Origin of the sequence: Parasphingopyxis sp. CP4, from assembly GCF_013378055.1 — a bacterium.
Classification (GTDB): Bacteria; Pseudomonadota; Alphaproteobacteria; order Sphingomonadales; family Sphingomonadaceae; genus Parasphingopyxis.
On record NZ_CP051130.1, the window covers coordinates 985,015 to 1,005,055 of the forward strand.

Consider the following 20,041-nt stretch of genomic DNA (forward strand, 5'->3'; position numbering starts at 1 on the left):
TTGGGACAGAATGAAACGAATCTCGACGATATTCGCCGCCGGCGCATTTGCAGTCAGCGCGATTGCTGGCACCACCGCTATTGCCACACCCGCTGACGCTGCTGTCAGCCAGGCGAGCCCATCTGCTTTTGTGGAAAGCCTTTCGACAGATGGTCTGGCAACATTGCGATCGGGATCTGCTTCTGAACGCCGTAGCCGGTTCCGTTCGTTGCTCGGTGAGCATTTTGCAGTCAACCGGATCGGTGATCGCCTGATTCGACGCTGGCGCGACGATATCAGCACGGCGCAGTATCGCGCCTATCAGAACGCCCTGCCCGGCTTCATCCTCGGTACCTATGCGGATCGGCTGTCGACCTATGCACGCGCTCGGGTTGAAGTAACCAATGCCACTCAGCGCGGCAGCACCTATCTCGTCCAGACCCGGATCACGAACCCTGGCCAGCGCCCGGTAACCGCGATCTGGTATCTTACGCGGTCAGGTGGCAACTATCAGGTGTATAATATGCGGGTTGCCGGGATAAACCTGACGCTGAACCAGGCCCAGGACTTTGACAGCTATATCCAGCGAAACGGGTTTGACCGGCTAGTCAGCTTCATGCGTCAGCGGGGCGCATAACAGCCAACCAACGATGGCTGCCTGTGTGCAGCTTTAGCCACATCAATAGTAGCATTATTGGTCCTGTTGGATTAAGGGCGCGGCCATGAGCGAAAACAAACTCCACCTCGTATTTGGCGGCCGCGTGTCGGACCCGCGCACCCTCGATTTCAACGATTTCGATTCAATGGACCTGGTCGGTATCTTCCCGAGCTATGACGAAGCGGAAGAAGCCTGGCGCGGACGTGCCCAAGCCACCGTCGATGATGCCGAAATGAAATATGTGGTCGTACATCTGCATCGACTGTTCGAACCCGAACTGATCGAGCCCGGCAAGAAATAGCCGTTAGGCGTCTCGATATCGCCACATCAGCATCGGGCGGGCCAATGCCAGGCCTGCGCCGAACCCGAAGATGTGCGCCATGATCGCAATCGAAGTCGGTGAACCGACAGTGGTCAGGCCGATCAGCAGCTGGATGATGATCCAGGCGCCGGCGAGCGATGCGACATGTTTCCACCCGCCCACGCCGTTGCGCGGCTTTGAGTAAAGCAAGGCATAGGCGCCGATAATCGCGGACACGGCACCACTTGCGCCAATCATTGGCCCGGCGCTGTCGGTATTGAAGAGATAATGCCCGGCGGCAGCGACATAGGCGCCGATCACATAGAGCCCCATCAGGCCGCGCCCACCAAGCGCCTCTTCCACGCCTTTTCCGCAGACGAACATCAGCAGCATGTTAAAAGCGAGGTGCATGAAATCCGCATGCAGCAATGTCGCTGAAAGCGGCGTCAGGATTGCAGGCAATGCGCCTTCCACGGTGAAGCCATCATCGAACCGCAACGGAATGAATCCGCCAAATGGATAGGCCCAGCGTTCCTGCCCGAGCGCCATTACCAGCAGCCAGGCGACAGCCGTGACAATGATGATCTTGGTCGTAAGCGACGATTGAGCGAGGCGTGTCTGCCAATCCATGAGACTATCCCTCGCTCATGCGCCCTATACGAACTCGATTTTTTTGATCAGGAAATATTTATCGCCGGCCGGGACCGTAAACTCGACCTCATCGCCTTTGTTGCGGCCGATCAGGGCGCGGGCAAGCGGCGAGCTGTACGAGATTTTTCCGGAATTGGCATCAGCTTCGATTTCACCGACAATCTGATATTTCAGCGGCTTATCATCTTCGTCCAGAAGATGAACTGTCGCACCAAACACAACCTTGTCGCCCGAAAGCTCTTTCGGGTCGATTACCTGGGCCCGGGTCAACCGATCTTCATAATCGGCGATCGTTGCCTCAATCTGGCCCTGGCGTTCCTTCGCCGCATGATATTCAGCGTTCTCCGAGAGATCACCATGGGCGCGCGCTTCCTCGATCGCATCGATCACTTCGGGACGCTCTACCTCTTTCAGGTGCTTCACATCGGCGTTCAGCCGCTCATAACCTTCCAGCAACATCGGCATTTTTTCAATCGTCGCCATTGCCTTACCTTTCGTCAAAAACCTGCCGTGCAGCGGCCCTATCGGGTCCGCCTTTTTAATTCCGCACAAATTGTCGGGATTAGCGATCGGCTGTTGAATAATAGTCCTGAAGCGGTCGTACTTCAAGCTCTGAGGTGCGTAATGCCCCAATTGCCCTTACGGCAGCCACGCTTGCTGCCGCAGTCGTGAAATAAGGTATCCCGCTGGAAACTGCCGATTTTCGGATAGAAGCGCTGTCTTTTAGTGACTGCCAGCCTTCTGTTGTATTGAAAATCAGATCGATTTCCCCGTCGACGATCGCGTCCACAATGTGAGGGCGACCCTGCGCCACCTTGTTGATCCGCTCCGCCGGTACATCATTGTCGCGCAGGAAATCGGCCGTTCCTCCCGTCGCAACGACTGTAAATCCATGATTCACAATGTCTTTTACGGCAGGCAGGATATGGTTCTTGTCGCTATCTTTGACCGAAACAAACACCCGACCCTCAGTCGGTAATGTCGTTCCCCCGGCCAGCTGCGATTTGGCAAAGGCAACCGGAAAGTCGCCATCGATACCCATAACTTCGCCGGTGGATTTCATTTCTGGTGATAACACCGGATCCGTTCCCTGGAAGCGGGCGAAGGGGAAAACCGCCTCTTTGACGGCAATATGCGTGATGGCCCGGTCAATATCCGGGAGATCGGCCAGTTTCTCGCCGGCCATGACGCGCGCCGCGATCTTGGCGACCGGATGACCGATCGCCTTCGCAACGAACGGCACTGTGCGGCTCGCCCGCGGATTCACCTCGATCAGATAGACATCGCCATTCTTTATCGCGAATTGGATATTCATCAGCCCACGCACTTCGAGCGCGACGGCCAACGCCTTGGTCTGCCGCTCAATCTCCGCGATGATCTCATCAGGCAGGCTGTAGGGCGGCAAGGTGCAGGCGCTATCGCCGGAATGCACGCCAGCTTCTTCAATGTGCTGCAGCACACCGGCGACGACTACATCATCACCATCGGCGATCGCATCGACATCCACCTCGATTGCATCGCGCAGATATTGATCGATCAGGACGGGACTATCGCCTGACACCTGCACGGCCGTCTGGATATAGTCTTCGAGCTGCGCATCGCTGTCGACAATTTCCATCGCGCGACCACCCAGGACATAGCTGGGCCGCATCAGCACCGGATAACCGATCCGCTGCGCAACGCTGAGCGCCTCCTCGGCGCTACGCGCAATGCCATTTTCCGGCTGTTTCAACTCAAGCCGCGATACGAGATCGGCAAACCGTTCACGATCCTCCGCAAGATCAATTGCATCAGGCGACGTGCCAAAGATCGGGATCCCCTCCTCTTCCAATGCCTGAGCAAGATTGAGAGGCGTCTGCCCACCAAACTGCACGATCACCCCAGCCAGTTCTCCAGACTGTTGCTCGACATGCAGAATCTCGAGCACATCTTCGGCCGTCAGCGGTTCGAAATAGAGGCGATCGGATGTGTCATAATCGGTCGACACCGTTTCCGGGTTGCAGTTGATCATGATCGTTTCATAGCCCTGGTCTTCCAGCGCGAAACAGGCATGACAGCAGCAATAGTCGAACTCGATCCCCTGCCCGATCCGATTGGGGCCACCGCCCAGGATCACCACTTTCTTCCGATCGCTCGGCTGCGCTTCGCATTCGGGCTCTCCGAAGCTCGGCGCCTCATAGGAGGAGTACATATAGGGCGTCTTGGCTTCGAACTCAGCCGCACAGGTATCGATCCGCTTGTACACCGGGCGGACGCCAAGCTTGTGGCGCAGCGCGCGCACCTGGCCCTCAGTCACAGCCCCTGCCATCGCCTGCAGCGTTTCGCCGATCAGGCCGGGGCTATACGCCGCCTTCTCCATCCCTTCGGCAATGTGCGTTGACGCCAGCGCCAGCCGCGCGAGACGCTTGTCGGAAAATCCCATGGCTTTGAGCGAGCGCAGGCTATCTGCGTCGTTGGGCAGGCCGTTTTCGATCACGCCCTTTTCAGCCTCGACAATCTCGGAGAGCCGCTCGAGGAACCAAGGCTCGTACTTGGTGATCGCATGGACCTCTTCGACGCTCAGCCCCTCGCGCAGGGCTTGAGCGGTCACCAACAAGCGTTCTGGCGATACCTCGGACAGCGCCGCTTCAATGCGCGGCTTGGGTGCATCAACCAGATCATCGACCCAGTTGAGACCCACCAAACCGGTCTCTAGCCCACGCAGCGCCTTTTGCAGGCTCTCGGTAAAGCTGCGGCCGATTGCCATCACTTCGCCGACGGATTTCATCGCCGTTCCCAGCACCGGCTCCGCACCCTTGAATTTCTCAAAGGCGAAGCGCGGGATCTTGGTGACGACATAATCGATAGTCGGTTCGAAACTCGCCGGCGTCACACCGGTAATATCATTGTCGATCTCGTCGAGCGTATAGCCGACCGCAAGCTTGGCCGCGACTTTCGCGATTGGGAAGCCGGTGGCCTTGGAGGCCAGCGCGGAACTGCGTGACACACGCGGGTTCATCTCGATCACGACCAGCCGGCCATCTTCCGGATTGACGGCGAACTGCACATTCGATCCGCCGGTCTCGACGCCAATCTCGCGCAGGCAGGCGATCGATGCATTGCGCATGATCTGATATTCTTTGTCGGTCAGCGTCAGGGCTGGCGCGATGGTGATGCTGTCGCCGGTATGGACGCCCATCGGGTCCACATTCTCGATCGAGCAGATGATGATGGCATTGTCATTCTTGTCGCGAACAACCTCCATCTCATATTCTTTCCAGCCGAGGACGGATTCTTCGATCAGCACCTCGGTGGTCGGACTGGCGGATAGACCGCCACGAACGATCTCTTCAAATTCCTCACGATTATAAGCGATACCGCCACCGGTGCCGCCCATCGTGAAGCTTGGCCGGATAATCGTCGGCAGCCCAACAAAGGCGAGCCCTTCCAGCGCTTCTTCCATTGAATGAGCGATCCGCGAACGCGGGCTTTCCAAGCCAACCTTGTCCATCGCGTCGCGAAAGCGCAGGCGATCTTCCGCCTTGTCGATCGCATCGGCATCCGCACCGATGAGCTCGACGCCGAATTTCTCAAGCGTACCATCATCATGCAGCGCGAGCGCCGTATTGAGTGCCGTCTGTCCGCCCATGGTTGGCAAAAGGACCAAGGTGTCGTCCGGCCGCTCCTCACGCTCCTTGGCGATGATCTTTGCTACAATATCCGGCGTGATCGGTTCGACATAGGTGGCATCGGCCAGCTCCGGATCCGTCATGATCGTCGCCGGGTTCGAATTCACCAAGATGATCCGATAGCCCTCTTCCTTCAGCGCCTTGACGGCCTGGGTTCCCGAATAATCAAACTCGCAAGCCTGACCGATAATGATCGGACCCGCGCCAATAATCAGGATTGAAGATATGTCAGTGCGTTTGGGCATTAGGCGGATCTTCTTAAAAAAGCCGCGCCGGCGTCCTTGCGGATGACGGCGCGGCTGATTTCTGGGTTACGGATTAACCAGCCGATGCGTTCGACATCGCATCGCTGATGCATTGCTGCGCGCGACTGGCCAGTTCCTCCTGGTTGGTGGCGTCTGCAGCCGTCAGGCCTTCGGTCGCACAGGCGCAATATTCTTCAAGATCAAGACCGGCAGCCGCCAGCTGACCTTCGACTTGTGCGCCCTGTTCGATACATTGTTCACGCGCGACATTTTCAAGCCCGCTTCCGCCGCAACCTGCAAGCGCGATCGTCGCGGCTCCTAAAATCAAAATACGCATATTATTACCCCCTATCATGTGTGTGACGCGGACCATTCCGTGCCTCCTGGACTGCGACCCCATTTGGCAACCCTAACACTATAGCATCTTGGCAAATTTCGCGAACAGATATGCACTATCCTGCGGGCCGGGGCTCGCTTCGGGATGATATTGCACGCTGAAGGCGGGACGATCTTCCAATTCCAGGCCGCACAGGCTGCCATCAAACAGACTGACATGCGTGGCTTTCACTCCGCCCGGCAGCGTGTCGATATCCACCGCAAAGCCATGGTTCATGCTGGTAATCTCGACCCGACCATCTTCGAGCCGCTGCACCGGATGGTTCGCACCGCGATGCCCTTGATGCATTTTGATGGTCTTGGCACCCATCGCGAGACCGAGCATTTGATGGCCCAGGCAAATCCCAAACAGCGGCTTACCCGTCTCAAGCAGTTTCTGGATCACTGGCACCGCATATTCGCCCGTCGCTGCCGGATCGCCGGGGCCATTGGCGAGAAATATGCCATCGGGTTCGTGGCGCATCACATCCTCATAGGATGCTTCGCCCGGCACGACGGTCACCCGTGCACCGGCGTTCACTAGGTGCCGAAGGATATTGCGTTTTGCCCCATAATCGATGGCAACGACATGCGGCCGGCTGTCATCATCGCCCTGCCCTTTGGCAAAGCCGTCTTCCAGCGACCAAAGTCCATCATGCCAATCATATTGCTGGGTGGTGCTTACCGTCTTGGCGAGATCCATCCCTTCAAGGCCCGGCCAGTCTGCTGCCTTGGCCCGCAGTGCGTCGAGGTCAAATTCCCCCCGTGCATTGTGAGCGATCACGCCATTGGGCGCGCCTTGCATCCGGATGAGACGCGTCAGTGCGCGCGTATCGACACCAGAAAGACCGATCCGGCCGCTCACCTTCAGCCATTGATCATAATGCTGGGTCGATCGGAAGTTGGCGGGGTCGGTGATGTCCTGTCGAACGATGCAACCCAGTGCATGCGGGTTGGTGTTCTCCATGTCTTCGGGATTGGTGCCGACATTGCCGATATGCGGGAAAGTGAAGGTTATGATCTGCCCGGCATAGCTCGGGTCGGTCATGCTTTCCTGATAACCGGTCATTGCGGTGTTGAAGCAGACTTCGCCGACCGCATCGCCCTCTGCACCAAAGCCGCGACCCCAGACCAATGTGCCGTCCGCCAAAACCAATACGCCCGTTGCTCCCTGGGGCGTGCTGGTTGATGTGGCGTCAGCCATGATGGTCAGTCCCTATTTCAATAGTTTGCCGGGCGCGCAAACGGCTGTCAGCTAGGGTGCCGTGCCGGTGCGGTCAATGGCTGTTCATTCGCTTTATCCCCAGCTAGATGATGGCGATCAATTTTCAAAGGAACAAGACGATGCTCCGCGACGATATCAAGGCCGCTCAGGTGGCGGCGATGAAAGCGAAAGACAGTGGCCGCACAGCGGCGCTCCGGCTCATCCTGTCCAAGGTCAAGGATCGCGATATCGAGCTGCGTACCGAAGGCGGTGCCAAGGATGACGACACGATGGTTGTCGACGTTCTCCAGAAAATGGTGAAACAGCGCCGCGAGTCGATTTCCATGTATGAAAGCGGCGGTCGCCAGGAACTGGCAGACGCTGAAAAAGCCGAGGTGGCGGTCATCGAAGAATTTTTACCGGCAATGATGAGCGACGATGAAGCCGGCAAGATTATCGATGCGCTTATCGAAGAGCTCGGTGCCCAGGGTCCTCAGGACATGGGAAAAGTCATGGGTCAGCTCAAGGCGCGCCATGCCGGCGATATCGACATGGGCAAGGCCAGCGGATTAGTGAAAGCACGCCTGATTGGGGGCTAGTGACTTGACGAGAAGGAACCCGGCCCCAACATGCCGCGTTGACTTCCAACACAGAACATAAAATCAGGACCGTCATGAGTCGCGCCCCTCTATTGCTATCTACCCTGCTTGTCGCAGCCTGTTCAGGCGCGCCAATCGAAGAGCCAGCCGATCCTGCAGAGGACGCCACACTGGCCGAACCGGACAATGTGATTGCTCCCACTGATTTCGCGTCGCTGACACTTGGCGGCACGATCCAGGGGCCGGTCGGGCCCGAGGTCGAAGCGTCGTTGAGTGCCGACGGCGTGGCGATCGCCGACATTGCGAGCCGCGTCCAATGTCCGGACGGCGTTGATCCGTGCGATCCGAATACCGCCGAAGAGGGCACGATCTATACCTATATATATGAGGTTCGCCCCGGCTTTGACGGGCCGAATGATCCACCGTTCGAAATGCCTGAAACGGTACGGCCGATCGAAAGCGCATCCAGCTTTGCCCTCGGCTTTCCCGCGCATGGCTTTACCGGCGTTGCTGGCTATTCGGTCTATGATGCCGATGAAGTGCTCGCCGAAGGCTTTGTCGGCTCGATCAGCTGTGTCGACAATCAGATTACCTGGAGCTTCCCCGAAGAATCCGGCTGGAGCACCGGCGAAACGATCACATTTTTCTGGCAAACGACTCAGCCGCCAACCGGCCCGGATGGCGAGTATCGCTTTGTTGGAGACGAGTTGGAGGCAACTGGCCCAGGGCCATTGCCAGCAGAAGGCGGAGAAATCGCGGCTATCTGCGAAACAGCGCAAAGCGGGTAATTGAATTTCGCTGCGCGATGCGCTAGTCGCGTTATAATAGGGTCATGTCCCTCTCGCCTGCTTTTCTCGATGAACTTCGCATGCGCACGACGCTATCCAGCGTCATCGGGAAACATACCAAACTCCAAAAGGCCGGTCGTGAGTGGAAGGCATGCTGTCCGTTCCACAAGGAAAAGACGCCATCCTTCACCGTCAATGATGAAAAAGGCTTTTATCATTGCTTTGGCTGTGGCGCGCATGGCGATGCGATCAGCTTCCTTACAGAGACCCGCGGTCTGCCCTTTATCGATGCCGTAAAGGAATTGGCTGATGGCGCTGGGATGCAGGTTCCAGCACCCGATCCGCGGATGCGCGAGCGGCAGGAAAAATCGGCGTCACTGCGCGATGTGATGGAAGCGGCGGCGCGTTGGTATATCGATCAGCTTGCCAGTCCGGCGGGCGCAGAAACGCGTGCCTATCTCGAAGAGCGCGGCATCACCCAGGAAACACAACAGGCGTTCGGTCTCGGATTTGCGCCCAATGCGCGCGGCAAGCTTGAGGAAGCGCTCAAGGAGTTTCCGCGCGAGATGCTCGTCGAAGCCGGCCTGATCGCCATCCCCGAAGAAGCCGATCGCTCACCCTATGACCGGTTTCGCAGCCGGCTGATGTTCCCGATCCGCGATCAGCGCGGTCGTGTCATTGCCTTTAGCGGGCGCATCATTGGTGATGGCAAACCCAAATATCTGAACTCGCCCGATACCCCGCTCTTCGACAAGGGTCGGACCATCTATAATTTCGATCGCGCGTCTCCGGCGGCGCGCGATACGAAGCGGATTATTGTCGTCGAGGGCCAGATGGACGTGATCGCGCTCGACCAGGCCGGGTTCAAGGAAGCCGTCGCGCCGCTCGGTACCGCGGTGACCGAGCACCAGCTCGTCATGCTTTGGCGCGTCGATGAGACACCGATATTCTGCTTCGACGGCGATGCCGCCGGGCAAAAGGCCGCGATGCGCGCCGTCGAGCGCGCCCTTCCCGCTATCCAGCCTGAACGCAGCCTGGCATTTGTTCAGATGCCTCCCGGTCAAGATCCCGATGATGTGATCCGTAGCGGCGGTACTGATCGCCTGCGTGCGCAATTTGATGCGCCGCTCAGCCTCGATGCATTTCTCTGGCGGTACGAAGCCGCGCAGATTGATCCGAAGAACCCGACTGACCGTGCAAAACTGAAACGTCGGCTTGCTGATGTTGCAGGCGCTATTGGCGACCCAGCCATGCGCGAAGAGTTTGGCCGGGATTTTCGCGAACGGTTTTGGGACGCTTTTGGCTGGAAAAAGAAAGAAGTCGATTTTGTCCGCGATGCTCTCGCCGCGACCGCAGGTCGCAATCAGCTCACAGGGCTTGATATTTATGTACGGGCGATTTTACTGGGACTGTCGCGCTATCCAGCAGTCGTGAAATCCAGAGCGGATCAAATACAGTCGTTGCAGATTGGCGAGGCCTTGCTGGGCCGCTGGCGCGATTTACTTGTCGGCGCGGCATTTGAGCGGCCGGACCTTGATGCAGACATGATCGAAACCATATTGGCAGATGCGGAGTTAGAATCGGCGGAAAAGAGGCATTCTTGGCGCGATCTTGGATTCTCGTTCTTCAAGCGGAAGACGGATCCCGAAATTGCAGTGCGCGATCTGGAAGCCGCCATCGATACTATTGCCCGCAGCCAGGAGCTTGACGAAAATCTGGAATCTGTCCGTGCCAATCTCGAAAAGGCGGCGGATTCAGAAGATTTTGAAAGCGTCTGGAACAGGGAGTCGGAACGTCGCAAACAGCTGATGGAAGAAAAGCAGCGCTTGCACGATGAATTGGAGTTGTTAGGGGAAGCCGCAGCATAGGCGGCCAAGGACACAAGGTTTTACATGGCAAAAGCAAAAACTGCGGAGCAGGCCGAAGGCGATGCTCCGGTCATCGATCTCAATCAGGCTTCTATCAAGAAGCTGATCACCAAGGCCAAGAAGCGTGGCTATCTGACCTATGACGAGCTGAATGAGGCTCTGCCACAGGATCAGATGTCATCCGAGCAAATCGAAGATGTGATGTCGGCCCTGTCCGAAATGGGCGTCAACATCGTCGAAAACGAAGATGCGGGCGAAGAAGAGGCCGCCGAAGCCAAGGATGCACCAAAAGCTGTAGACGGCCCCGACAAGAAAGTTGTCGAGGCGCCGGCCAAGAAAACGACGGGTGACCGCACCGACGATCCCGTGCGTATGTATCTGCGCGAAATGGGCGCGGTCGAGTTGCTCAGCCGCGAAGGCGAGATCGCGATTGCCAAGCGTATCGAAGCCGGGCGTGACATGATGATCATGGGCCTGTGCGAAAGCCCGATCACCTTTAACGCGATCATCGAATGGTCGAACGCACTCAACGACGAAGAAATGCAGTTGCGCGAAATCCTCGACCTCGAAGCCATGCTGACCAAAGGTCCATCGCTCGAAGAAGTCGAAAATGACGATGATAGCGGTGAAATCTCGGAAAAAACCGCCGGCGTCTCGATCAAAGACGATGACGACGATTATGATGATGATGACGAGGAAGATTCTGACGGCGATAGCGAAGATGGCGAAGAGGAAGAGGATCCCGTCGCCAAACGCCGTCGTGAGGAAGAGGAAGAAGACGATAACCAGCTTTCTCTCGCCCAGATGGAAGAGGCTCTGAAGCCTGATGCGCTTGAGCGGTTCGCCAAGATCACCAAGCTCTATCGCACCTTCTCCAAGATCCAGGAACGCCGGCTAGATGCGCTGGGAAGCAGCAAGGACTTCCCCAAGGCGCAGGAAACCCGCTACCATAATCTTCGCGAAGAGCTGACCGCCGAAGTTGAAAGTGTACAGTTTCACGCGACCAAGATCGAATATCTGGTCGATCAGCTTTATAGCTACAACCGGCGCCTGACCGCGCTTGGCGGCCAGATGCTGCGCCTTGCCGAGCGGCACAAAGTCGCCCGTAGATCCTTCCTCGATGAATATATGGGTCGCGAGCTGGAAGATGGCTGGCTGAAGAAGGTGTCGAAGATCGACGCGAAATGGAAAAAGTTCGCCGACAAGGAAGGCGAAGCGGTCGATCGTATTCGCACTGAAATTTCGGAGATCAGCCAGGCCACCGGCACATCGCTCAAGGAATTCCGCCGGATCGTGAACATGGTCCAGAAGGCAGAGCGGGAAGCGCGGATCGCAAAGAAAGAAATGGTCGAGGCCAATCTGCGCCTCGTGATTTCGATCGCGAAGAAATACACCAATCGCGGCCTGCAATTCCTGGATCTGATCCAGGAAGGAAATATCGGCCTCATGAAAGCCGTCGACAAATTCGAGTATCGACGCGGCTACAAGTTCAGCACCTATGCCACCTGGTGGATCCGACAGGCGATCACCCGATCAATTGCCGACCAGGCACGTACGATCCGTATCCCGGTTCACATGATCGAGACGATCAACAAGCTGGTCCGCACCTCGCGCCAATTCCTCCACGAGCAGGGCCGCGAAGCTACGCCCGAAGAAATGGCGGAACGGCTTTCCATGCCGCTCGAAAAAGTGCGCAAGGTGATGAAGATCGCCAAGGAGCCGATCAGCCTCGAAACGCCGATTGGCGATGAGGAAGATTCGCATCTCGGCGATTTCATCGAGGACAAGAATGCGATCATCCCGGTCGACGCTGCGATCCAGTCGAACCTCAAGGAAACCGTGACCCGGGTTCTGGCCTCGCTTACGCCGCGCGAAGAACGCGTGCTGCGCATGCGCTTTGGCATCGGCATGAACACCGATCACACGCTTGAGGAAGTCGGCCAGCAGTTCAGCGTGACGCGCGAACGTATCCGGCAGATCGAAGCAAAAGCGCTGCGCAAGCTCAAACATCCGAGCCGCAGCCGCAAAATGCGGAGCTTCCTCGACCAGTAGCGCGATCAGCCTATTCATCAGCATGTCTGATCCCGGTTCGGCTTCGTCCAAACCTGGGCAGCGTGTTGACGCCCCTTAACCTCCGTCAATCCAAAGCTAATGCGCCGTAAACCCCGTATTTACGCGCTTCCCCTATCAGGGTGGCTTGCGCGTGCGGATATGCCTGTGCGTCAATGTTGTAGTGGGGAACAAATATGGTGCACGGCGTCGCAACTGCCGCAGTAAATCAAGGGCTTGGAACGATTCTGTCGGCGATGATCGCGCATGACGGGTCGGCCAGTCAGAGTTATATCTCTGGCCCTGCATTCAACGGTGACAGCGAAGCCGCTCGTAATTTGGCAGATGCCGCCCATTATCTCAGCATGCTGCATGGCCATCATCCGGGCGTGATTGAGCTCGCCTCATCGAAGACGGCAATCCCGGTTGCGCGCAGCTGGATCGAACAGGCCGAACTCGGATTTGCCCGCGAACGGCTGTTCCTGTCTCACCTTACGGTCGCCGCCGGTCCGCTTCCGAGCACCGCCGGTCATGACAAGAGCGAAGCCGCTGTGCTGAGCCAGCGCCACGCGATCGAAACGCTGGCATCGTCCGAACGCGTCGGTTGCGCCCTGGGCGCTGCAATTGCTTTGGTCCTCGATTGGCAAGCCATTCGGCCGGTTCTGCTTTCGGCAGCGGAAAAGCTCGACGTGGAAGCTCCTCTTTGCGCCCTGCCGGATTCAACTGAAACGGTTCAACTCGCCGATAGTCTTGGTGGTGAAGCCCCTGCCATTCAGCGGGCTGTAAACTTTGGCGCGGAACAAATACTCGCCCAACATCGCGGATTATGGAATCTGCTTGAGGCCCGCGAAGCCGCTCGCGACATCTGGTAAATCGCGCCAAGCAATCGATCTAACTCCATTTTGAAACATCCTTGACGGTTGCAACTCGCAACCCGTCCGCCTATCGCTATTCGCTTGACGTTAACGGAAAGGCCAGTTTCCGGCCATACTCCAAGCTGATGGGAAGGATCGCCCGTGCGTTTTGACGGTACCAAGGATTATGTCGCAACCGATGATTTGAAGGTTGCAGTCAATGCCGCAGTGACATTGCGGCGCCCACTGCTGGTGAAGGGTGAACCAGGCACGGGCAAAACCGTCCTCGCCCATGAAGTGGCCAAGGCGATCGATGCACCGCTGATTGAGTGGAACATCAAATCGACGACCAAGGCGCAGCAAGGCCTGTATGAATATGACGCCGTTGCCCGTTTGCGCGATGGCCAGCTTGGCGACGAACGCGTCCATGATATCAAGAATTACATCAAGCGCGGCAAGCTCTGGGAAGCATTTACGAGCGACGAACTGCCCGTCCTGCTGATCGACGAGATCGACAAGGCCGATATCGAATTCCCGAACGATCTTCTCCAGGAACTCGATCGGATGGAATTCTACGTTTATGAAACGAAGGAAGAGATCAAGGCCAAGGAACGGCCGATCGTCGTCATTACGTCGAACAATGAAAAAGAATTGCCGGACGCATTTCTGCGCCGCTGCTTCTTCCACTATATCAAGTTTCCGGAACGCGATACGATGCAGGAAATCATCGACGTGCATTTCCCGGACATCCAGAAGATGCTTGTCTCAAAGGCGATGGATATTTTCTACGAAGTCCGCGACGTACCGGGCCTGAAGAAGAAACCCAGCACCAGCGAGCTGCTGGATTGGCTCAAGCTTCTCCTGCACGAAGATATGCCGTTGGATGTTCTGACATCGCGCGATCCGAAAAAGCTTATCCCACCGCTTCACGGCGCATTGCTCAAGAATGAGCAGGATGTGATGCTGTTCGAGCGGCTCGCGTTCATGAGCCGTCGCGAGGGGAATTAGGAACCTACGCCAATCGGGCTAGTGGTGCGGACATAGACCCGGATTTGCCAAGTTTTGAACGGCAAGGATCGTAATGCTGCAGTTGCGCTGATTTTCGCGTAGAGCGTGAATCAATGACACCCGCCAGCAAGACCACACGCTTCAGCAATGTTCGCGACGCGCTCGAAGCAATTGAGTTCGAGCAACGGTGGCAACGCTGGTTGTTCGAATTCCTGTTGTTTGGATTCAAGCAGGCTTGGGCCTGCCTGTTCGGCGGGCTCATGCTGGCGCTGCTGCTCGGGACATTCCTTTTCTATCCCGAAAACGCCTCTCTTGCGCGTTACGATTTCCTGACACTGGCGGCGATCGGCATTCAGGTCGCAATGCTGGCGCTACGGTTTGAAACGCTTGACGAAGCGAAGGTCATTTTGGTCTTCCATGCCGTCGGTACAGTCATGGAGCTCTTCAAAACCGCCAATGGTTCATGGATCTATCCCGAACACAGCGTCTTGCGGATCGGCGATGTACCGCTTTTTTCCGGATTCATGTACGCAGCAGTCGGTAGCTATATCGCCCGTATCTGGCGGATTTTCGATATGCGCTTCAGCCATTTTCCATCGCGCTGGACTACTGTTGCTCTGGCCATCGCCATCTATGTCAATTTCTTCGCACATCACTGGCTACCGGATATCCGCTACGTATTGTTCCTTCTGACCGCCGTGCTTTTCTGGCGGTGCTGGGTTCATTACCATCCTTGGAAAAAGGCCCGCCGGATGCCTTTGTTACTCGGCTTCCTTCTCGTCGCACTGTTCATCTGGTTTGCCGAAAACATCAGTACCTATGCGCGCGCCTGGACCTATCCGAGCCAAGAAACCGGATGGGAAATGGTATCGCTGGCGAAACTCGGCAGCTGGTATTTGCTGATGATTATCTCTTTCGTTCTTGTCTCGCTCGTCCATCGGCCACGGGCGCCACGATAGCGCGATCCACTGGAGGACGGCGCTAGGAATCCTTTCCTACACCGCCTCATTCTGTCATAATTACCGCTAAAGGAACCTCACTGGCTCGAATGCCAGCGGCTAGTGTCGACTAGTGTCAACTAACGACTCAACTACCTGTCACCCGCAATGAGATATTGGGCGACTGCGTAGGTTCGGCCTACCCTCTTCGATGCATAGATTGCACACAGTGCGGGATCATGGAGAGGGATATGAGCATTCAAATCAAAGCGGCAGCAATTCTGGCGATCGTTTGCGGCGCGATTGCCTCCGCCCAGCCTGTGCACGCGCGGGGCACCGTTGTCACGAGCGACGCCAGCCAGGATTGGGCGCACGAACCGTCTGGAATCACCGTTCCATCTGTTTTGGCAGGCATGGCACGCGGCGAAATTCGGGATCTCTCCGAGAGCCTGCACGACGTGTTCATTCAGTTTCGGACGGCAGATGATCAGTCATTTGCGACGCTCTATCTCTATCGCACTGGTTATCGCGATTTGGGTTTATGGTTTGACCAATCCTATTCTGCGATTTCGACAAACCCAGTTCTCGGCGCGCAGAGCGGAGGCACTCGAACACCAAATTTGGTCTCCTTGTTCGGCGAGCAAACCCCGGACTCGGGACTTGTCACCTTTCCCGTGGAAGGTGACTATCGGAGCACGGGGCTCGGACTAACAGAACGTAATGGCTGGCTGATCAAGGTGCGCCTGTCTTCACTCAACATGACACCAGACGAAAATCGCGTGGCGATTCGATCACTGATAACCGGACTCCAATTGCCGGATCAGGCCATAGAAGCGGCCCCGCCGGCCAATATGCGCGAGTGCGACGAGCTGCTCTCATATACTGACGCAAGGACCGCCGAGGCCACCATGGAACTGTCACTGGCCGGGGCCCTCATGCTCGCTACGAGTGCCACGGAGATTCGCATCCCCTCCTGCCGCGATCAGCGATTTACGCCTACATTCGCGGCGTATCGCGCAGGCGACGGCGATAGCGGCTATGTGGTTGCATTGGGCGACAGCGGGAAGGTAGCGCAAGTCTCGCAGTCCCTGACAGGCGCAGAATCCAACATCTATCAGGTGGATTATCATGGGCCAGAGGAAGCCATGGTTGTTGGTTTCTTTGAAGGAATGCCAACACCGCAACAGGCCGTGGCCGCCGTATCTTCCGTGTTGGAAGGTGCCGCCCACCCCTATGCCACGGTTGCATTCTCTTCCCCCGATGGTGCGACGGCGATCACTGTCGATAGCTCGCTTACCGGTGACGCAACGGAATAGCGTGTCCGCCTCTAGATCGCCTTTTCTTTTTCGCTATCGCTTTCCTACGCCGTTTCATTCTGCCATAGTTTCCGTTAACGGAAACTCACCGGCTCGATAGCCAGCTGCCTGTGTTAACAAGTGTCAACTAACGGTCTAAAAGCCTGCCGCGCGAAAAAGAGATAATGCATGTTCTTTTCCTTTGTCGATGAACTCCGCACCGCCGGGATCCAGGCCAGCCTGAAAGAGCATCTCACATTGCTAGATGCGCTCGACAAGGACGTGATCGAGCGGTCGCCGACCGAATTTTACTATTTGGCACGCGCGACTTTCGTCAAAGACGAAGGATTGCTGGATCGCTTCGATCAGGTCTTCGCCAAGGTCTTCAAGGGAATTGAGACCACTTATGGCGAAGAAGGTGCAGAAGTGCCTGAGGAATGGCTGCGCGCCGTTGCCGAACAATATCTTTCCGAAGAGGAAATGGCCGAGATCGAGAAGCTCGGTTCATGGGAAGAGATTATGGAGACGCTCAAAGAGCGGCTTGAAGAGCAGCAGAAACGCCATGAAGGCGGCAATAAATGGGTCGGCACCGGTGGCACGTCGCCATACGGGAACAGTGGCTATAATCCCGAAGGCGTGCGGATCGGCGGTAAGGCCAAACATGGCAAGGCCGTAAAGGTTTGGGAAAAGCGCGAATTCCAGAATCTCGATTCTACCAAGGAACTCGGAACCCGGAACATCAAGGTGGCGCTCCGACGCCTGCGGAAATTTGCCCGCGAAGGTGCCCAGGACGAACTCGATATCAATTCGACCATCGACGGCACCGCTCGCAAAGGGTGGCTCGATATCCATATGCGCGCCGAACGCCGCAACGCGATCAAGGTGCTGCTCTGCCTCGATATCGGTGGCTCGATGGATCCGCATGTGAAACTGTGTGAGGAGCTGTTTTCAGCCGCGACGAGCGAGTTCAAAAATCTCGAATTCTTCTACTTCCACAACTGCCCCTATGAAGGACTGTGGAAAGATAATCGGCGTCGTTTCAGCGAACGGACACCGACCTGGGACGTGCTGCACAAATTCGGCCATGATTATAAGCTGGTCTTTGTCGGCGATGCATCGATGAGCCCCTATGAGATCACTCATCCGGGTGGTTCGGTCGAGCATTTCAACGAAGAATCCGGCGCCGTCTGGATGCACCGCCTGACAAATACCTATCCAGCATCCGCTTGGCTCAATCCCGTACCGGAATCACAATGGGGCTATTCGCAGAGCACAAAGGTCATTCGCGAACTGATGAATGACCGAATGTACCCTTTAACGCTCGGCGGCCTGGATGACGCCATGCGGGAGCTCACGCGCAAGCAGGGCTAATGAGTGGATCGCGTATTCGCAAAATAGCGGTGTCGCTCGGCGCCGCTATTGGCGGATTATTCACGGGCAATCTGCTGTTTCCGCCAGAACCCGATCAAGGTGCGCTTGATGCGCTGCCTTTCACATTGATCGGTGCGTTCCTGATAATTTGGCCGGTCGATCACCAACTCGGTCGACGGATCGGTCATAGCGCCGGACGATGGATAGCGATAACGGGGCTCGCCGCAATAACCGGTGGAGTGATGCTCGGCTCGGTCCTGGCGCTCGCCGGCGTGTCACAACCCAAGGCACTGAAACTTGCCCTTATTGGCGCGAGCTATGGCGCGCTGACCGCTCTTTTTTGGCTAGTGCTGAACTGGGTCTCTGGTCGAACCGATCGTCAATAGAGTAACGACGCGGATCGTTGGTCCGTCCAGGCGGCTTCGTCAAATTTGGCAATACCATCAAGATCGCCGGGTTCTGCCGCCGCATCATCGACCCATTCTCTCAGCAATGGACTGCCGTTGAGCACATCGATGGCAAGCACGTCCTGGGTATACTCATAGGCAAAATCCTTGCCTCGCCACAGCTCATAATCCGGATAGAGGCGCCGGATCGCCTTGAAAGCCAACGCCTGTAACCGCCACGGTTTGAAGCGAGCGTGATCATAACCCATACCCTCGGCGTGGATATGGACACCGTGACACAGTTCTCCGACATGTTTGTGGAATGTCGGCTGGAACCAGATTTCGCGCAACGTGCATCCGGCTAACCAATCCAGCGCAAGGCGTTCCATTTCAGCGAGCGTCGCGCGTGCATCAATGTCAGGTGCCCCAAAAATCTCAAGCGGACGGGTCGTACCCCTGCCTTCACTTAGTGTTGCCCCCTCCAGCATCACCGTACCGGCATAGGCGCGTGCCATGTTGAGGTTTGCCGCGTTGGGGCTCGGATTGACCCAGATGCGTTTGTCCAACGGCCATCCAAAGCCAGGTGCCGCGCCGGGTTGCCAATCCTCCATCTCGATCACGCGATAGTCGACGTCGAGATTGAGATGCTCAATAAACCAATGTCCCATTTCGCCAAGCGTTAGCCCGTGCCGCATTGGCATCGGTCCAGCACCGACAAAACTCTCCCATCCATCACGCAGCATCATGCCCTCGACAGGTCTCCCGGCAGGATTGGGGCGATCGAGCACCCAGACAGTCTTGCCATGCTCTTCGGCTGCTTCGAGCATGTAGCGAAGCGTGGTGATGAAGGTGTAGATACGGCAGCCAAGATCCTGCAGATCAATCAGCACCGTATCGAACGTGCCCATAGATTGACCGGTTGGGCGGCGTACTTCGCCATAGAGGCTGAATATCGGGATACCGTGAACTGGATCGGTCTCATCAGCCGTCTCGACCATATTGTCCTGCTTATCGCCCTTGATGCCATGCTGTGGACCAAAAGCAGCCGTAATGTTCACGCCAGCATCCATTAGTGCATCGAGGGAATGGGTCAGGTCAGCGGTGACTGAGGCTGGATGCGCGAGCAACGCCACTCGCTGGCCGACAAGCGGCGCGCGTAGCTCTTGATCTTCGAGCAGGCGATCAATGCCAAACTTCATGCTGCAACAGGTGGCGTCAAACGCGCCGCAAAGCAATCCGCATGATGAAACTCCGGTTTGCCGTCGGGATGCCGATACCCCCAAAACGACTTGTGCCCATTGTTCGTCACGATGATGGCCGATACCGCGGCCGCCAATTTCGGAAGCACGCGATCATCTGGGAGCGTGAGCAGTGCCTCAAGTGCAAAGTAGGAGTCTCCGAAATCCAGAGCAATCTCCGGCGCTTGCGGTACGGCCATGTCGTGCATGCCCTCCCGAAAATCGGTGAAGCCGTAAGCCGCCCATCGACTCGAGGGCGATAGATTGAACTCGCAATAGGGAGAAGCGCCTGGCTCCCGAAGAAACAGCTCGAAACAGGTTGTATGCCAAAGATCGTCCATCCGCTCAGGTTCGGCCGGATCTGGTAGAAACAACTCAGAAAGAGGGATATCGACATGGTAACGCAGCCACAGCTGACTGGCCGATCGCCATTCATGATGGACGGCAATCTGCTCGACGATCTGGGTTGGAGTTTCCGGGTGGTAAGTGAGCGCAAAGGTCATACGGCCTATTGGCAATTTTCACGCCGCTCGGATAGCCGCAATTGCACAGCCCGTGTCCAGCCT

19 protein-coding genes are annotated in these 20,041 nt (G+C 56.8%); 12 read left to right on the forward strand and 7 right to left on the reverse strand.

Annotated elements, in window-relative coordinates:
• The first annotated feature begins 10 nt into the window (after positions 1-10).
• Positions 11-616 carry a phospholipid-binding protein MlaC gene (locus HFP51_RS04705; protein WP_176874599.1) on the forward strand — a complete coding sequence of 202 codons (606 nt, stop codon included), beginning with the start codon at positions 11-13 and terminating at the stop codon, positions 614-616.
• Positions 617-701: 85 nt separating this feature from the next.
• Positions 702-938, forward strand: coding sequence for a DUF4170 domain-containing protein (locus HFP51_RS04710; protein WP_176874600.1), 237 nt, complete (start codon positions 702-704; stop codon positions 936-938).
• A 3-nt stretch (positions 939-941) separates the two neighbouring features.
• Here the strand turns inward: HFP51_RS04710 and HFP51_RS04715 are convergent, their stop codons facing one another.
• The 5 genes from HFP51_RS04715 to carA all read right to left on the reverse strand — a co-directional run bounded on the left by HFP51_RS04715 (position 942) and on the right by carA (position 7,081).
• Complete coding sequence (locus HFP51_RS04715) at positions 942-1,568, reverse strand: rhomboid family intramembrane serine protease (protein ID WP_176874601.1); 627 nt, start codon at positions 1,566-1,568, stop codon at positions 942-944.
• Positions 1,569-1,592: 24 nt separating this feature from the next.
• Positions 1,593-2,072 (reverse strand): transcription elongation factor GreA, encoded by a 480-nt coding sequence (gene greA / locus HFP51_RS04720; protein WP_176874602.1) that lies wholly within the window; start codon positions 2,070-2,072, stop codon positions 1,593-1,595.
• Between the two features lie 79 nt (positions 2,073-2,151).
• Positions 2,152-5,502 carry a carbamoyl-phosphate synthase large subunit gene (carB, locus tag HFP51_RS04725; protein ID WP_176874603.1) on the reverse strand — a complete coding sequence of 1,117 codons (3,351 nt, stop codon included), beginning with the start codon at positions 5,500-5,502 and terminating at the stop codon, positions 2,152-2,154.
• A 73-nt stretch (positions 5,503-5,575) separates the two neighbouring features.
• Complete coding sequence (locus HFP51_RS04730) at positions 5,576-5,839, reverse strand: hypothetical protein (RefSeq protein WP_176874604.1); 264 nt, start codon at positions 5,837-5,839, stop codon at positions 5,576-5,578.
• Between the two features lie 78 nt (positions 5,840-5,917).
• Positions 5,918-7,081, reverse strand: coding sequence for a glutamine-hydrolyzing carbamoyl-phosphate synthase small subunit (carA, locus tag HFP51_RS04735; protein ID WP_176874605.1), 1,164 nt, complete (start codon positions 7,079-7,081; stop codon positions 5,918-5,920).
• 140 nt (positions 7,082-7,221) lie between these two features.
• Between carA and HFP51_RS04740 the strand changes: the two genes are divergently transcribed.
• From HFP51_RS04740 to HFP51_RS04785, 10 genes are all read left to right on the forward strand, one after another.
• On the forward strand, positions 7,222-7,680 hold the full coding sequence (locus tag HFP51_RS04740) for a GatB/YqeY domain-containing protein (RefSeq protein ID WP_176876544.1): 459 nt from the start codon (positions 7,222-7,224) through the stop codon (positions 7,678-7,680).
• 74 nt (positions 7,681-7,754) lie between these two features.
• Complete coding sequence (locus HFP51_RS04745) at positions 7,755-8,468, forward strand: hypothetical protein (protein ID WP_176874606.1); 714 nt, start codon at positions 7,755-7,757, stop codon at positions 8,466-8,468.
• A gap of 44 nt (positions 8,469-8,512) precedes the next feature.
• Positions 8,513-10,336 carry a DNA primase gene (dnaG, locus tag HFP51_RS04750; protein WP_176874607.1) on the forward strand — a complete coding sequence of 608 codons (1,824 nt, stop codon included), beginning with the start codon at positions 8,513-8,515 and terminating at the stop codon, positions 10,334-10,336.
• A 24-nt stretch (positions 10,337-10,360) separates the two neighbouring features.
• On the forward strand, positions 10,361-12,388 hold the full coding sequence (gene rpoD / locus HFP51_RS04755; protein WP_176874608.1) for an RNA polymerase sigma factor RpoD: 2,028 nt from the start codon (positions 10,361-10,363) through the stop codon (positions 12,386-12,388).
• A 194-nt stretch (positions 12,389-12,582) separates the two neighbouring features.
• Positions 12,583-13,257 (forward strand): hypothetical protein, encoded by a 675-nt coding sequence (locus HFP51_RS04760; protein ID WP_255454868.1) that lies wholly within the window; start codon positions 12,583-12,585, stop codon positions 13,255-13,257.
• Positions 13,258-13,401: 144 nt separating this feature from the next.
• Positions 13,402-14,247: a MoxR family ATPase gene (locus HFP51_RS04765; RefSeq protein ID WP_176874609.1), complete on the forward strand. Its 846-nt coding sequence runs from the start codon at positions 13,402-13,404 to the stop codon at positions 14,245-14,247.
• Between the two features lie 113 nt (positions 14,248-14,360).
• Positions 14,361-15,206: a DUF817 domain-containing protein gene (locus HFP51_RS04770; protein ID WP_176874610.1), complete on the forward strand. Its 846-nt coding sequence runs from the start codon at positions 14,361-14,363 to the stop codon at positions 15,204-15,206.
• A 230-nt stretch (positions 15,207-15,436) separates the two neighbouring features.
• A complete protein-coding gene (locus HFP51_RS04775) occupies positions 15,437-16,501 on the forward strand; it encodes a hypothetical protein (protein WP_176874611.1) in 1,065 nt (354 codons plus the stop codon).
• A 168-nt stretch (positions 16,502-16,669) separates the two neighbouring features.
• Positions 16,670-17,851 (forward strand): VWA domain-containing protein, encoded by a 1,182-nt coding sequence (locus tag HFP51_RS04780; RefSeq protein ID WP_176874612.1) that lies wholly within the window; start codon positions 16,670-16,672, stop codon positions 17,849-17,851.
• Positions 17,851-18,237 carry a hypothetical protein gene (locus HFP51_RS04785; RefSeq protein ID WP_176874613.1) on the forward strand — a complete coding sequence of 129 codons (387 nt, stop codon included), beginning with the start codon at positions 17,851-17,853 and terminating at the stop codon, positions 18,235-18,237. Before HFP51_RS04780 ends, HFP51_RS04785 begins: the two co-directional genes overlap by 1 nt.
• Here HFP51_RS04785 and HFP51_RS04790 read toward each other — a convergent pair.
• Both HFP51_RS04790 and HFP51_RS04795 read right to left on the reverse strand, forming a co-directional pair.
• Positions 18,231-19,436: an exo-beta-N-acetylmuramidase NamZ domain-containing protein gene (locus HFP51_RS04790; protein WP_176874614.1), complete on the reverse strand. Its 1,206-nt coding sequence runs from the start codon at positions 19,434-19,436 to the stop codon at positions 18,231-18,233. The two genes, HFP51_RS04785 and HFP51_RS04790, sit on opposite strands and share 7 nt — an antisense overlap.
• On the reverse strand, positions 19,433-19,978 hold the full coding sequence (locus tag HFP51_RS04795) for a hypothetical protein (RefSeq protein WP_176874615.1): 546 nt from the start codon (positions 19,976-19,978) through the stop codon (positions 19,433-19,435). Before HFP51_RS04795 ends, HFP51_RS04790 begins: the two co-directional genes overlap by 4 nt.
• Positions 19,979-20,041 lie beyond the last annotated feature (63 nt).

Bases quoted from the DNA above. Each gene is read 5' to 3' on its own strand.
- HFP51_RS04705 (WP_176874599.1), top strand. From the start codon at position 11: ATGAAACGAATCTCGACGATATTCGCCGCCGGCGCATTTGCAGTCAGC.
- HFP51_RS04710 (WP_176874600.1), top strand. From the start codon at position 702: ATGAGCGAAAACAAACTCCACCTCGTATTTGGCGGCCGCGTGTCGGAC.
- HFP51_RS04715 (WP_176874601.1), bottom strand. From the start codon at position 1,568: ATGGATTGGCAGACACGCCTCGCTCAATCGTCGCTTACGACCAAGATC.
- greA (WP_176874602.1), bottom strand. From the start codon at position 2,072: ATGGCGACGATTGAAAAAATGCCGATGTTGCTGGAAGGTTATGAGCGG.
- carB (WP_176874603.1), bottom strand. From the start codon at position 5,502: ATGCCCAAACGCACTGACATATCTTCAATCCTGATTATTGGCGCGGGT.
- HFP51_RS04730 (WP_176874604.1), bottom strand. From the start codon at position 5,839: ATGCGTATTTTGATTTTAGGAGCCGCGACGATCGCGCTTGCAGGTTGC.
- carA (WP_176874605.1), bottom strand. From the start codon at position 7,081: ATGGCTGACGCCACATCAACCAGCACGCCCCAGGGAGCAACGGGCGTA.
- HFP51_RS04740 (WP_176876544.1), top strand. From the start codon at position 7,222: ATGCTCCGCGACGATATCAAGGCCGCTCAGGTGGCGGCGATGAAAGCG.
- HFP51_RS04745 (WP_176874606.1), top strand. From the start codon at position 7,755: ATGAGTCGCGCCCCTCTATTGCTATCTACCCTGCTTGTCGCAGCCTGT.
- dnaG (WP_176874607.1), top strand. From the start codon at position 8,513: ATGTCCCTCTCGCCTGCTTTTCTCGATGAACTTCGCATGCGCACGACG.
- rpoD (WP_176874608.1), top strand. From the start codon at position 10,361: ATGGCAAAAGCAAAAACTGCGGAGCAGGCCGAAGGCGATGCTCCGGTC.
- HFP51_RS04760 (WP_255454868.1), top strand. From the start codon at position 12,583: ATGGTGCACGGCGTCGCAACTGCCGCAGTAAATCAAGGGCTTGGAACG.
- HFP51_RS04770 (WP_176874610.1), top strand. From the start codon at position 14,361: ATGACACCCGCCAGCAAGACCACACGCTTCAGCAATGTTCGCGACGCG.
- HFP51_RS04775 (WP_176874611.1), top strand. From the start codon at position 15,437: ATGAGCATTCAAATCAAAGCGGCAGCAATTCTGGCGATCGTTTGCGGC.
- HFP51_RS04780 (WP_176874612.1), top strand. From the start codon at position 16,670: ATGTTCTTTTCCTTTGTCGATGAACTCCGCACCGCCGGGATCCAGGCC.
- HFP51_RS04785 (WP_176874613.1), top strand. From the start codon at position 17,851: ATGAGTGGATCGCGTATTCGCAAAATAGCGGTGTCGCTCGGCGCCGCT.
- HFP51_RS04790 (WP_176874614.1), bottom strand. From the start codon at position 19,436: ATGAAGTTTGGCATTGATCGCCTGCTCGAAGATCAAGAGCTACGCGCG.
- HFP51_RS04795 (WP_176874615.1), bottom strand. From the start codon at position 19,978: ATGACCTTTGCGCTCACTTACCACCCGGAAACTCCAACCCAGATCGTC.